The following is a 13,040-nucleotide window of genomic DNA, read 5'->3' on the forward strand; positions in this document are numbered from 1 at the left end:
TCACAATACTAGTTGTTCTTGATAATTTATAATGAAAATAGTATATATTTGAGGATAAATAATGTGTAATAATTATCATACAGATCTACCCGATTTTGGAGCTTTGTTTGGTTTTATCACCAATAAAAACAAGTTGTACGTCATAACTAAAAACCAAACGAATGAGAGTAAAATCAGATAGTCAAAACACAATTTTCTTTTGTTTTATATTTTTGATTGTTGTAGCAATCGCTTGTAATAATCGAAGTCAGTCAGATAAGGGAAATTATAAAGAACAGAATAAAAACGGTGCCCAACAACTTGATAAAGAAGTCAACTCTACAAGATTAAAATTCACAACAGGAGTTCGTTCAATTTTAGAGGATAGTAAAGGAAATATTTGGTTTGGTAGTTACGGCGAAGGGCTGTGTTTGCTTCATAATGGAAAGTTTCAATATTTTACAACAAAAAACGGATTAAGTGACAACCAGGTCAGGAATATTTATGAAGATAAAAATGGCATAATTTGGTTTGAATGTGGGAGAGGGTTGAGTACATATAATGGTAAAGAAGTAACAAAATACACAGAACGAAATTACAATTCAGAGAAGGAGTGGAAGTTAAATGAAAGCGACCTTTGGTTTAAAGGCGATAAAATTGAGGGCTACAATACACTTGAAAAGTATCCCGGGGTGTATCAATATGAAGGGCAAAAGCTTTCTTATCGTCTGTTTCCTGTTACACCTAAACCTGAGGATGGGTTTAAGTATTACATTTCAACACCTTTTGTCAAAGGTAAAAATGGAACTGTTTGGTTTGGAACTTACGGTGCAGTAATAGGTTATGATGGTTCAAATTTTAAGATACTGGATAATGAATATCTTCGGCTAAACTCAAAAACGGGTTCTTTTCATGTTCGAAGCATAATGGAAGACAGGAAAGGAAATCTGTGGATCGGTAATAATGGGATGGGGGTTTTGAAGTATGATGGAAAAGAAATTGTCAATTTCACCGAACAACAGAAATTAGAGAAGCAGTATACGAAAGGTAATTCTCTTGAAAGGGTCTTCTCGATTGGGGAAGATGCTATAGGAAACATTTGGTTTGGTACTGTAGAGTCCGGTGCATGGAGATATGATGGTAATTCAGTGAAAAATTTTACTAAAGAGGATGGACTTGAAACGAAACAGATTTGGATTATATATAAAAGCCGACAAGGCGAATTATGGTTTGGAGGAGCAAATCCAAGTGGTGTATATCGCTTCAATGGCAAGTCTTTTGAAAGAAAATATTAACTAAAAGAGGACACAACGGACGTTGGCAAAAGGGAGAGTTCAGTGATTCTAAATGTGCTAGCATGTGTCCTAAAAATGGATTGCAATTATAAAAATTGAAATATCCTTATTATCTTGAAAATTCATTTTTTAAGCATTAAAAAAACAACTTTACTTTTTTGACACAACTAAAGGCAACTCCAATGTTAGCCAATGAACGTTGTACCAATAAATATTTGAACTTTTTAGCAACAAAAAACAATTGTAATTAGGCCAAATTTGCTCTATACTTTTAAATCAATTTAAAATGAGCAAAACAATTTTAATTACAGGAGCTGCAAGTGGTTTTGGAAAAATCGCTGCATTTGACCTAGCAAAAAGAGGCCACAAAGTTATCGCAACGGCAGAAGTTTATCCGCAAATGAGTGATTTGATTCGTGAAGCTAAAGATTCAGGTATCGAATTAATTGCTGATAAATTAGATGTAACAGATTCCCGTGACATTGAATACATCATTAACAAATATGAAATTGATATTCTCATCAGCAATGCGGGAATTATGGAAGGCGGACCAATCGCGGAACAGCCTTTGGATTTAGTACGTTATATGTTTGATGTCAATGTTTTTGGCGGGCTGCAATTAGCACAAGGATTTATCAAAAAATGGGTGAATCAGAAAAAAGCGGCAAAAATCGTGTTCACCACATCAATGGGTGGTCTTTGGACGGTTCCTTATGTTGCGGCTTATTGTGCTTCCAAACACGCTATGGAATCCATTGCCGAAGGTTTGAAAACTGAATTGGCACAATTTAACATCAAAATTGCTACATGTAATCCCGGAGTTTTTGGTACAGGGTTTAACGATCGTGGCGTAGATTCTATTTTCCGTTGGTACAATCCGGAGAAAAATTTCACACCACCAACCGCATTTGATGGAGCGGCTGATTCACTGAAAGACCAGTTAGATCCACAATCAATGGCAGATACAATTGTGAATGTTGCTTTAGATGAAAATTCAAATTTTAGAAATGTGCATCCGAAAGAAACAGAAGATTTCGTAAAACAATTACAAGCAGAAGCCTGGACAGCAAAAAGTTAGATCATTTTTACAAAAGCACAGGCTAAAACCTGTGCTTTCTTTTCATTCAACAATAAACAAAACGATATGAATATTACCTATAAGGAAGCATCAAAAGTATTGAATGCTTCGATAGAAAAAGCAAATGAACTTAATATTCCTGTGAGTATTGCCGTGGTGGACAATGGAGGACATTTGATGGTATTTGCGCGATTGGACAGTGTGTATGGCGTGATTGATTTCGCCGTAAAGAAAGCTAAAACTGCCGTAATGTTTGGTGTGAACAGCGAAATCATGGGCACTATCGTTGGAGGTTCAGACATTCACGGTTACGGAATGCTTAATTCCAATGGCGGTCTTTTGACGATTCCCGGAGGTGCTGTAATTAAAGATGTCGATGGAAACATCATTGGAGCAGTCGGTTCTTCGGGTGGAACGGTAGAACAGGATAAAGAAATTGCGGAAGCAGGAGCAAATCGCTTGCATAATTTTTAGATATTTGTTGTATGGCAGAAAGTAGCGAAATTATATTCGATAAATTGGTGTATTCCTGTGCATTTGAAAAATACAGAGGACACGAAGAGTTTATACCCGAGCATTTTCTAGGATTTCAATTGTCGGGTGAAACCCACGCTTTTTATGCGGATGGCAATACCGTTATTTCTGAAAATCAGATTTTGCTGGTTAGAAAAAATCAACTTATTCGCACGATTAAATATCCCGGAAAATCGGGAAAATATCAGTTTATTTCTATTTCGTTAGACAGTGAAATTCTTCGTCAGTATGCATTGGAAAATAAAATAATAGGGGAACATAGTAAGCAACACAAACAAAAAATATTTTTTGAACCCGATGAATTTCTCAATGCCTATTTTCTTTCGCTTAGGCCATATATTAACAAAACGAAAGAAGCTACACCCAAGCTGGCAAACTTAAAAATCAGGGAAGCCATTGAACTAATACTTCAAAACAACCCTGATTTAAAAAACGTTCTATTCGATTTTTCCGAACCTTACAAAATAGATTTGGAAGAATTTATGAATCAAAACTATATGTTCAACGTTTCGGTGGAAACGTTCGCAAAGCTGACAGGCAGAAGTGCTTCAGGCTTCAAACGGGATTTTGCGAAAGCATTCAAAACGACACCCAAACAATGGTTAAGAGAAAAGCGTTTGGACGAAGCAATGTACCGCATTAAGCACAAGAAGGAAAAACCCGCAGATTTCTATCTCGATTTAGGGTTTGAAAACCTATCGCATTTTTATTATGCCTTCAAACAAAAGTTTGGGCTTACGACTACTGAAATATAACTGGATATGGGCTTTTTTCAGGAATTGCCAAGAACTCTTTTTCCTCCGTTTTCTTTACTAAATCTTCTTTGGCACGGATAGCGATTTTTTCTAAAGTTTCCAGACAATCTGTAACAAAAGTGGGCGTTACAGCTGTTCGTTTTTTGATTTCTCTTGCTGGCATATTGTCAATTTCAACATTAGTGTAAGGAGCTAACCATTTGTCGCCTGCTAAATGAGATTGGAAAGATAAACTATACTTGACTTCCGAAATACCTAATAATGTGACGATTTGCCTGGTTGTTTCGTAACATTGATGGCGGTAACATAAATCATGTGCCGGCGAAGGTGTGTTACAGTAAGAACCGTCAATTTTACAATGAGATTTAGTTACATCGGGTTTTGAGAATATGACGGTTTTAATTCAAAATCTTTTTTTTCCACATTTAAAAAGTTACAGTAAAACCCCCAACCGAATACCCAAAAAAGCCTGTAGAATGAGTTCGTTTTTATAACATTGAACTCCTAAATTATAAACCATAATCTCTAAGCTATTTCATCATCACATATTTGCATGTAATTAAAAATTAAAAAACACAAATATGTACAAAGTAGTATCAATGTTCAGATTACGGCTTTTAATAAGCACTTGTTTTTGCTTATTTTCGACCTTTATTTTTTCGCAAAACAAAATCCTATTTGTAGTTTCTAATCAGGACTACTATGGAACTTCACAGATTAGAACCGCTAATCACTTTGGGGAGATTGTTGTGCCCTACGACGTATTTTCAAAATCAGGATATACAGTAGATTTTGTAAGCCCAAAAGGCGGAGCTGTTCCAATTGGCTATATTAATGCTTCGGATAGTATTCATAAAAAATTCCTCTACAATAATTTTTTAATGAATAAACTCAAAACTACGATGAAGCCTACTGAAGTTGTTCCTGAAAATTATAGTGCGATTTTTTATGGCGGAGGTGGCGCAGCTATGTATGGCGTAGCAGAAAATGTTAGCATTCAGAACCTTGCAAGACAGATTTTTCTAAAAAACGGGGTAGTTTCGGCTATTTGCCACGGTACGGCTGGCTTAGCGTATTTGAAAGACGAGTCCGGTAAATCACTCTACAAAGACCGAAAAATAACCGGTTTTGCGGATAAATTTGAAGACAAACAAGAGGAGTATTACAAAACTTTTCCTTTTACCATTGATGGAGCCATTAAAAAGAATGAAGGCAACTTTGTGTATTCTGATAAATTAGGAGAAGGTTTTTATGTGGTCGATGGCCAGTTTGTAACGGGGCAAGATCCTAGCGCTGCCTCAAGAATGGCTTCCGAAATAATCACTCTTATAGAAAAAAACAAGTCTGTTATACAGCAAGAATCCATCAAAAAATTGGATAAAGTATTCTCTGAATGGGATAATTCTAAGGATAAACCGGGTGTAGCAGCAGGTCTTCTAAAAGAGGGACAAATTGTCTATGTAAAAGGTTTTGGCCGTGCAGATATAACCCACGAAATTCCCATCGATATAGATACCAAATTTCAAATAGGGGCTATGGCCAAGCAATTTACGGCCTTTACTATTTTATTGCTGGAAGAACAAGGGAAATTGTCTTTGTCTGATGATGTGCGCAAATATATTCCACAATTTCGTGATTTTGGTTCAAAAATTACTATAAAACATTTACTAAGTCAATCCAGTGGTTTGCACGACTTTCTGGCTCTAAAAGAAATTGCAGGTTGGCAAGAAAAAGATGTTTTTACGCAAAAAGACGCTTTGGATTTAATTTTCCGACAAAAAGAATTGGATTATGAACCAGGAACAAAATTTTCGCAGAGTTCATCAGGGCTTATTTTATTAGCTGAAGTAGTTAAACAAGTTACAGGTCAAACACTTGCTGAATTTTCTCAGAAATCTATTTTTCAGCCTCTAGGGATGACGAATACCTTGTTTTGCGATGATAATGAAATGATAATACCTAATGCAGCTACTTCGTATCAGGTATCTAAAAACGGATTGAAAAATAATCTTATCAATCATTCCATTTTTGGGACTACCAATCTTTATACTTCGGCGGCAGATTTGAGCCGTTGGTATCTCAATTTTGACAAACCCAAGGTAGGCAGTAAAAAGTTGATAGAAAAACTGGCTTCTCCGGTTACTTTAAATGATGGTAAAACTACTTTTAGTCCAACCTCAGGAAGACTTTTGTACGGGCAACAGTACTTACATGCAAGACGTGGCGTTCCAAAAATCTGGACGTATGGTTTAGAAGGAGGCTATGCAAGCAATATTTTTATATTCCCCAATCAAAATGTTATTTCGTTTGTGCTTGGAAATAATAACAGATATAACGGTAGTCTAGCTATGAACATGGCTATGGAAGTACTTGGAAATGTTTTTCCGCAGCCGCCAAGTATTGACTTTAGTAACCTTAAAAGCATAAAAATGACACCCCAACAATTAGGCGTATACAATGGCTTTTATTGGGATGATGAAAGAGTGTCCGGGCGCAGGGTTTTTGTGAAAAATGACACTTTACGCTATCAGGTATTGGGCAGTGAAACTGAAAGTTTGTTAATACCTGTTACAGAGAAAAAATTTCAAATGGTAGTTGATGGAGACGATATAATTATGGTTGAATTTCGTAAGGAAGGTGAGCATTTTAAAATGATTTATACTTCTGGTGAAAGCGATGAGTATGCCTATGAATACTACACCCCAAAAACATATTCTACAACAGATTTAAATGAATTTTCAGGTACCTATTATTGTAAAACTTTGGGAGCAAGCTATACATTGGCTCAAAACGAAAAAGACTTATTCACAAGTAATAAGAGTCAAAGTAGGATCAATTTTACTCCCATTAAGTCAGATTTGTTTCTGAGTAGTGCCAGAAATTTAGGCAGCATTCGGTTTGTTCGTGATAAGCAACAAAAAATTACGGGATTTTATATTAACTCTGATAGGATTAAGAATTTACTTTTCGAAAAAATCTAACCCTAGCAGACATATAGATAAAGGTTGTACAGGAAGTATCGAATCTCGTAATAGATGGGGGAGACAAAATTTTTGTTCATGCCTGAGGTCCATCAGAAAACATTCTTCAAAACGATGAAGTGCAATATGATATAGAAGAAGGTCGTAAAAGTTCAAAGGCAGTAAAGGTAGTTGTAGCATAATTGTACTATCACAGTTAACTTATAAAGGCACTTGCTAAGCGGGTGCCTTTATTATTTGTATTGGGTACATTATTGTTTGTTAATCTTAAAATGTGCTATGCAAATCCCCGATTTACATTAAGTTACTACTTTGCTATTTTTTTTAATTAAAGCTTTTCAATTCTTAAGTCTCCTAACTTCATAAATGAAAAAATGACTTTTGTGCATACAAAAAGAATATCAGTTCGGGAGAAATGTGAAATTGCCTAAACTTTGTAAACAAGGGCATAACATCTTTTGGTGGTGTAATTTTTCTTCCATGCATCCTGATATATCTTACATCCTGATTTTGGGTAGGGTCAAAGGAGCTGCCAAAGTAGAGATAGTCTGCTTCTTCATGGGTAAAACGGGCACTGTTGTGAGAAAGTAAACTTTTATCTTTATCTGATAATTCAACAATTGCTGCTCCGGTACTATTTCAAGTATCTTTCCGCAATGGATGTTCATCGAGGCCGCCAGAATCTTAAATCCTAAAGTATTTTTTCTTGTCTTTTTCATAAACTATAAATTTATTTTTTTTCTTTAGAATTATAGTGTCAAAAAAACAAGTCGTCATCCTCAGGAACAAAACCGCCTTAGCTTTTGTGGCAGAGTAGGAGGCAACTCCAGTATGCTTACTTCCAGATAAATGACGATTGATGATCTCATAAAGTTACTACTGCGCTAACTGCAACTTCTTCTTCAATATTTGCACCTAAAGCAATAAATTCAGATTCCCTGACGGTGCTACTTGATTAATATTTGCCGCACTAGTATCGATTTGACTTAATACTGATAGTTGAAACACTTATTTTAAGAACGGATCCCAGTAATAGGTTGTAGTACCACTATCGATTGTAAATTGGAAATAATAGGAATCAGAATTAAGAACTGGATTAGGCAAAACCTGAGTATAGTACTGAGTGTCATTGATTGATACTGGTAGATAGACCAAAGTATAAAGTTGAGTACTCCCTGCTACGAATCCGGTAAGATCAATCACAGCAGTCCCGGTTTTATTCGTAGCTTTCCACTCGATGGTTTGAGAGGCGCTCAATCCATTAGTTTGCAATTCGGCGGTACCTTCACCTTGACTGTTAGGGTCATTGTCATTCATGGCGATAAAGGTATTATCCCATGCACCTAAAAAGATACTGCTTGCAGAATTATTATTATATTTTGCCAATATTCCTGCAGTATCAATTATGATGTTGATGATTGCATAAAATGTAGAGATTACTGATACAATATCAGCGGCTGCGAAAGCAGGTGAACTGCCATTCTGAACAGATCGCAAACCATTGACCAACAATGCTGCACTAAGACGGTTTGGTGCGGTAGCGGTAGTTGGTTGACCAACTGCCCAAGCCGTATATATTCCAGCTGTGAAATTCTGAATGGTTGGGGTTGAATACTGTTGCTGATAATCGGTATAGACTAATTGTAAACAATCTTGCCAATTTGCTGCTGTTGGAGTGACTCCTGATCCCAAACAGATTCCAAAAATAGCTGTTAGATCTGAACTTGCTTGTACCGCATTTTGAACGGTCACTTGTAATGAACTTGCCATAATTTTACTTTTTTAAGGGTTATTATTATTATTATTATTATTATTATTATTTGATTGATTGAGAATTTTGACGACCTCAGATAGAAAAGTGAAGTAGTCTTTTTGCAAAAAAAGGTAACCAAGGTGGGTATAGTATGCTGATATAGAGGTTGTAATATCCAGGGATGTGTATTTGGCAACAAACATACTTTGCGCCAATGCGTATATATTCGTATTGCTTAGTGCCTGCATTCCGAACTGAGTTGCCACTGTTGTAACCGCTTGTTGAGCAGAAGTTCCGGTAGCTTGTAATTGGATCATATAGGCCGCTGGAGACAATTCAAGTTGCACATTGGCGTTGGCTTGTTGAACTGTACCTCCTGTCAGAGTAGCTGTCAGGGTGATCAGCGTGGATTGTGTGATGGTGATTTGCGCTCTGAATCCTGTTGCTGTGGGAGTAAAACTGCCGGAATTGGAAACATTATTGAGGTTAACAACTGCCCCGCCTGATACATAAGTGAGTGTAAAAGTTGTGTTTGCCGGAACGGTGATATTAACAGTGATAACACCTATAGTGGTTACGATGGGGTTACTTACTCCAATGGCTACTGCCGCAGTATTCGGTATGGCTGGTAACTGACTTGGAGACAAGACTCCGGTGATCATGCTAGCTGGTATATCCGGTATTTGTGCTACTGCAAGGATACCCGTCAAGTTTGTAACAGGGATGTTGGGCAATTGGTAAAGCGTAACCTTACCGTGTAAATCTCCGAATGTAATGGTAGGCAAGTTGGCCGCTGTAAACTGACCGGTGATATTGGTCGCATTCAGATGAGTGAGCATACTGCCGTTCCCCATGAATTTTCCGGCAAGTACATTCCCGTTCACCTCCAACACTTCATTAGGTAATGTTACCCCAAGTCCTACATTACCCTGATTGGTCATGACCAGTTGTGGCGGATTAGTCCCAGTTTGGCTCGGCAAACCAATATAAACCAGGTTTTTAAACAAACTCACTGAAACATCCGTAATGGGAGCCGTTAAGTCGGGTGTCGGAGAAAGCTGTAAAGAATCGGTGGCTACAGATACTACACTAAACAGTTGTTGTACCCCGCTCACCTGAATCACATCTCCGGGGTAAATCATTGAAACCAATTGCATGCCGGGCAACAATTGTGCAGATGCCGTAGCATTACCACTGGTCAAACTAACGGTGATTCCACTTAAGATTTGAGTACCTGAATTTGTAACAGCCAGCCTTGCGGGTGGCAAATTAAATCCCAGTCCCACATTCTGGCTGGAGTCCACATAAACCTGATCACTGGACTTATTGATGCCCGAATCAATAAAATCTCCGAAATTAGCCTGTGATGGAACTTTTCCTGTCTGGAAATATCCCTTTAAAGTATTTCTTGCTTGCTGGCTCATATTGTTCGATTTAAATGGGTTCACGAAACATTGAAGGTATCGTCGATTTCAGTATATCCTACGCCCCAATTCAAAGGCTGTTGTTGATTTTTTAATTCGGCACTGGGAATATAGGTGCTTCCTCCCTCGCACACTACCCCAGCCTGATAGGTCGTCGGGAAAGGTGTGAAATTCAGTATTGTGAACTCCGCTGTAATCTGCCCCTGAGGGTTGATGCCGGTTGAGGTCGTTTGTGCAACTACCACCCCTGTTTCATTATAGGTATTCACCTGATATCCGCTTGCGTTGGGTACCGAACTGAATGTTGCTGTCAGTTTTCCAGTCTTGTAATCAATAGCCGCGGTCAATGTTGTCGGTTGTGCCAACTGATTGAGCACTATTTGTGCAGGTGCACTATTGTAATTAAATCCGGGATTGGCCCAAGCTACTACCTGACAGGTATAGGGTGCATTTTGGAATTGATCGGTGAATATCAAATTCGCAGGTGATCCTGATGCCACAAACTGTTGATCCATTATTTTGCCATTATTATCTTTGAAGATGGCCTGATAATAATTCGTTCCAATTACCGTATTCCAATGAATGGTCCAATTGTTTCCGTTCAGTGATTCAGAAGTAATTTGTGGCGTTGCCAATGGATTGATATTCGGGCTACCTCCACCACCGCCATTTGATCCAGAACTTGAACCACATCCAAGTGAAGCCAATGCGCCTGCTCCTGCTCCCAATGCGCCTAACACTCCTCCGGCAATCGGCCCTAATTCTGCTATGAAGGAATTAAGTAAAGCTTGTAAAGCTTTATCACAGATTTGACTCAGAATTTTTTGTGCTCCGGCCTTTCCTGCAAAAACCAATATGAATTGTGCCAGGGCTTTTTTGTCGTTGACCAATTCCTGTACTATGGCCTGAGCATTTTCGGCAATGTTAGTGCGAATTGCCGTGATTATACCATTGAAGTTGAACTCGGATGGCAACTTGAAGGATAAGGCCAATTTTGGCAAATTGATCGAACAAACGACGGTTCCTGCCGCAGATATGGTGTAAAACCCATTTAACACAAGGTAAAACTGACCTTGAGCCACTCCCGGTATGTTTGGTTTTTTCGTGGTAAAACTCGGGCTTATTGAAAAATTGGTTTCTATAACCTGATTGAATACAATATCCAATACCTTACCACATCCCGATGCCGAATTGATGTCCTTCAGTGCCTTGGCAAAGTCTATAACGGGATTGGCAACTGCTACGCCTGGCCAATTGGTAATTTCAAAATTGGTGCCATCATAGGACATGGCCAAACTCGGATTTGTGAATGGCCCTATGGTTCCGTTGTAAGTCAGGTTAGCATTGAAGGTAGTTTTGCCCTGCTTATTTTCAATGGTAAGTCCCCCTGTTCCAAAATTTTCGTTGAAAAATTGAAGGCCACAATTCAATCTGAATTGTTTTGCACCGTTTTGGGTACTGACACTGAGTGTCGGCCCACCGGTATATCCAGCATTCGCTCCCGTGAGGGTCAAAAAAAACGTAAACCCAATGGGATTAAAAAATGTTCCTGAAAGTTGAACACCGTTTCCACTGGCTACATTCACACTCACATTCAAATTTGGAAATTGGTAACCAGCCAATTCAAACGTGCATAGAGCAGCTACGTTCAATCCTGCTTGTGGTGATAGGATGATGACTCCTGCCGGAAGTGCTGCTCCGGTAGCCAAATAATAAACTTGGGCGTTGGCTAAAGTCAGATCAATGAAATCATTGGGTATGGAAACCGATGTCCCGAAAAACTGAGTAATCAAGACACTTAAGCTGAAATCAGCTATTTGATTAACCAGGATCAATACGGGAGATCCTCCGGTGAAATAGACCCCGACCTTAGCCTGCAATTGATTAATGGATACCTTTCCTGTAGCTTGAATCTGTACAGGGGTATTTAGGTGTTTGACCAAGGAAAAATTGAGGTCATCAATATCCAAACCGAGCGGAATTCCGAAGGGTTTGTCCCAGGTGATATCGGCTGTACATTGAAAGCTGTATTTGCTTCCTTGAGCAAAGACTACCTGTATAGAAGTGAAATTAACACTGGGCAATAATCCATTTGGATCAAAATTAATCCCCCCACCAATTTGTGAGAGGATAGAACCTATACTGATGGATTGACCTGGTTGTGCTACCCAACCGGCGTTAATCAGCCACTGGCCAGTACCACCATAGCTCCCTGAACAGCTAAAGGGCTGCCCTGCTATAGTCAATTCTCCAGTGGATGAAATAACGACGCTCATGATACTTATTTATCAGATGATGGATCAGCTAATAGTCAAGGTAGTCCCTGATGCAGAAGAGGTTTTATCGGCATTTTCAACAAATAAGTAGTAAGTACCAGCTTGCAGTGCCGATGGTAAGGTAACCGAAATTTGGGTTGCTGTACCTCCAGCTGCTGCTACTGCACTGGGATCGGTTGAAGAGAACGTAGTTGTGGTTCCAAAATAAACCTTGGTTCCCGTTGCTCCCGTACCAAGCAGGTTGTTACCTTCAATGGTGATTACCGCACCGGCAGCAGAAGTAGCAGGCGTGAATGAATCAATAACCGGTATAGTGGCATAATTCACTTCAAATCCAACATGGTCAAGCTTAAAGCCAGGGAAGATAGTCCAACCCTGTCCGTTACCGAAATCGAAATCAACGGCGATGTCAAAAATTCCAGCTGACGAAATATACAGCTTGTTAATCGTTAATGAGGTTTCTGTAATTCCAGAAAAGGTAATTGAAGGTACTTGAAAATTGTTGCTTAGGTAAGTATTCAAATCAGCGAGTTTGACCACAATGGGGGATCCAGCGGGTAAAGAAAATACTTTTGGTGATGCCGAAATGTTTTCGGTGGTGAGGGTGATCGGAGTCGAACCAATTTCGATGGTAATGGATCCGCTTACAATTGCATTGCTCATAATTTGTGATTTAGATTAATTAATTGATTTGTATGTATGATTTTCAAAACATGTTGACATGGAAATTGAACATCATCGGGCTAAAGTCGATTAAGGTGATGTTAACCGAATTTGGGCGCGTTGAGTCAGTACCCCGGAATCCAGAGGGCCACTGTTTTACTGCTCATAATACCGTTCAGATTTCAACTTCTTTTTTTATGCTTGACGCCCCACCATTGTTCTTATTTTATTCCTTGATTTTTTTTCTAAAAAAAAGTATTATAAATCATGCAAATACATGTGATTTCTCTCGTGAAAAAAAT

11 protein-coding genes and 1 pseudogene are annotated in these 13,040 nt (G+C 38.5%); 6 read left to right on the forward strand and 6 right to left on the reverse strand.

Features of this window, described 5'->3' with window-relative positions; translation table 11 throughout:
• The first annotated feature begins 161 nt into the window (after positions 1 to 161).
• From JO950_RS18845 to JO950_RS18860, 4 genes are all read left to right on the forward strand, one after another.
• Positions 162 to 1,274: a two-component regulator propeller domain-containing protein gene (locus JO950_RS18845; protein WP_202704025.1), complete on the forward strand. Its 1,113-nt coding sequence runs from the start codon at positions 162 to 164 to the stop codon at positions 1,272 to 1,274.
• A 286-nt stretch (positions 1,275 to 1,560) separates the two neighbouring features.
• Complete coding sequence (locus JO950_RS18850; RefSeq protein WP_202704026.1) at positions 1,561 to 2,352, forward strand: SDR family oxidoreductase; 792 nt, start codon at positions 1,561 to 1,563, stop codon at positions 2,350 to 2,352.
• 66 nt (positions 2,353 to 2,418) lie between these two features.
• Positions 2,419 to 2,826, forward strand: coding sequence for a heme-binding protein (locus JO950_RS18855; RefSeq protein WP_202704027.1), 408 nt, complete (start codon positions 2,419 to 2,421; stop codon positions 2,824 to 2,826).
• 11 nt (positions 2,827 to 2,837) lie between these two features.
• Positions 2,838 to 3,641: an AraC family transcriptional regulator gene (locus JO950_RS18860; RefSeq protein ID WP_202704028.1), complete on the forward strand. Its 804-nt coding sequence runs from the start codon at positions 2,838 to 2,840 to the stop codon at positions 3,639 to 3,641.
• 19 nt (positions 3,642 to 3,660) lie between these two features.
• Here the strand turns inward: JO950_RS18860 and JO950_RS18865 are convergent.
• A pseudogene (locus JO950_RS18865) lies at positions 3,661 to 4,023 on the reverse strand (ferrochelatase); the annotation flags it as partial.
• A gap of 199 nt (positions 4,024 to 4,222) precedes the next feature.
• On the opposite strand from JO950_RS18865, the gene JO950_RS18870 reads away from it, so the two are divergent.
• The gene (locus JO950_RS18870) at positions 4,223 to 6,622 is read left to right on the forward strand and encodes a serine hydrolase (RefSeq protein ID WP_202704029.1); all 2,400 of its coding nucleotides are present in this window, start codon (positions 4,223 to 4,225) and stop codon (positions 6,620 to 6,622) included.
• A 497-nt stretch (positions 6,623 to 7,119) separates the two neighbouring features.
• Here JO950_RS18870 and JO950_RS18875 read toward each other — a convergent pair whose 3' ends face one another.
• The 5 genes from JO950_RS18875 to JO950_RS18895 all read right to left on the reverse strand — a co-directional run bounded on the left by JO950_RS18875 (position 7,120) and on the right by JO950_RS18895 (position 12,597).
• Positions 7,120 to 7,341 (reverse strand): hypothetical protein, encoded by a 222-nt coding sequence (locus JO950_RS18875; RefSeq protein ID WP_202704030.1) that lies wholly within the window; start codon positions 7,339 to 7,341, stop codon positions 7,120 to 7,122.
• 289 nt (positions 7,342 to 7,630) lie between these two features.
• Positions 7,631 to 8,392 (reverse strand): hypothetical protein, encoded by a 762-nt coding sequence (locus JO950_RS18880; protein ID WP_202704031.1) that lies wholly within the window; start codon positions 8,390 to 8,392, stop codon positions 7,631 to 7,633.
• A 12-nt stretch (positions 8,393 to 8,404) separates the two neighbouring features.
• On the reverse strand, positions 8,405 to 9,799 hold the full coding sequence (locus tag JO950_RS18885; RefSeq protein WP_202704032.1) for a hypothetical protein: 1,395 nt from the start codon (positions 9,797 to 9,799) through the stop codon (positions 8,405 to 8,407).
• Positions 9,800 to 9,819: 20 nt separating this feature from the next.
• The gene (locus tag JO950_RS18890; RefSeq protein ID WP_202704033.1) at positions 9,820 to 12,075 is read right to left on the reverse strand and encodes a hypothetical protein; all 2,256 of its coding nucleotides are present in this window, start codon (positions 12,073 to 12,075) and stop codon (positions 9,820 to 9,822) included.
• 24 nt (positions 12,076 to 12,099) lie between these two features.
• On the reverse strand, positions 12,100 to 12,597 hold the full coding sequence (locus tag JO950_RS18895; protein WP_202704034.1) for an IPT/TIG domain-containing protein: 498 nt from the start codon (positions 12,595 to 12,597) through the stop codon (positions 12,100 to 12,102).
• Positions 12,598 to 12,607: 10 nt separating this feature from the next.
• Here JO950_RS18895 and JO950_RS18900 point away from each other — a divergent pair, with 10 nt between their 5' ends.
• Positions 12,608 to 12,757: a hypothetical protein gene (locus tag JO950_RS18900; protein WP_202704035.1), complete on the forward strand. Its 150-nt coding sequence runs from the start codon at positions 12,608 to 12,610 to the stop codon at positions 12,755 to 12,757.
• Positions 12,758 to 13,040: the final 283 nt, after the last annotated feature.

It is taken from the genome of Flavobacterium sp. UGB4466, from assembly GCF_903469665.1.
Classification (GTDB): Bacteria; Bacteroidota; Bacteroidia; order Flavobacteriales; family Flavobacteriaceae; genus Flavobacterium; species Flavobacterium lipolyticum.

Bases quoted from the DNA above. Each gene is read 5' to 3' on its own strand.
- JO950_RS18845 (WP_202704025.1), top strand. From the start codon at position 162: ATGAGAGTAAAATCAGATAGTCAAAACACAATTTTCTTTTGTTTTATA.
- JO950_RS18850 (WP_202704026.1), top strand. From the start codon at position 1,561: ATGAGCAAAACAATTTTAATTACAGGAGCTGCAAGTGGTTTTGGAAAA.
- JO950_RS18855 (WP_202704027.1), top strand. From the start codon at position 2,419: ATGAATATTACCTATAAGGAAGCATCAAAAGTATTGAATGCTTCGATA.
- JO950_RS18860 (WP_202704028.1), top strand. From the start codon at position 2,838: ATGGCAGAAAGTAGCGAAATTATATTCGATAAATTGGTGTATTCCTGT.
- JO950_RS18870 (WP_202704029.1), top strand. From the start codon at position 4,223: ATGTACAAAGTAGTATCAATGTTCAGATTACGGCTTTTAATAAGCACT.
- JO950_RS18875 (WP_202704030.1), bottom strand. From the start codon at position 7,341: ATGAAAAAGACAAGAAAAAATACTTTAGGATTTAAGATTCTGGCGGCC.
- JO950_RS18880 (WP_202704031.1), bottom strand. From the start codon at position 8,392: ATGGCAAGTTCATTACAAGTGACCGTTCAAAATGCGGTACAAGCAAGT.
- JO950_RS18885 (WP_202704032.1), bottom strand. From the start codon at position 9,799: ATGAGCCAGCAAGCAAGAAATACTTTAAAGGGATATTTCCAGACAGGA.
- JO950_RS18890 (WP_202704033.1), bottom strand. From the start codon at position 12,075: ATGAGCGTCGTTATTTCATCCACTGGAGAATTGACTATAGCAGGGCAG.